General features: G+C 69.2%; 1 protein-coding gene. It reads right to left on the minus strand.

The window, feature by feature from the left end; translation table 11 throughout:
- Positions 1 to 253, minus strand: a 253-nt coding sequence (locus tag SB717_RS37830; RefSeq protein WP_410908306.1) for a DUF3180 domain-containing protein, incomplete at both ends; no start/stop codon positions are given.

Raw genomic sequence — 253 nt, forward strand, 5'->3', positions numbered from 1 at the left:
CTGCGCCCCGACCTCATGCTCCCGGACGCGCGAACGGACCACCACCGCGATGACAACCTCAAGGGCGGCAAGCGGATACAGCACCACCCCGGCGAGCAGCGGCAGCGGAGGCATCGACCCGTAGCTGACGCGGACCAGCAAGAACACCACCACTGCGACCACGGCGGCCACGCCCGACAGATCGCGGACCCGGGTCGGGCCCATCTTGCCGTCGTCGGGCTGTTGGCGGGGATTCTGTCTGTTCATCTGCCCG

It is taken from the genome of Priestia sp. SIMBA_032 (assembly GCF_046535215.1).
GTDB lineage: Bacteria > Bacillota > Bacilli > Bacillales > Bacillaceae_H > Priestia > Priestia aryabhattai.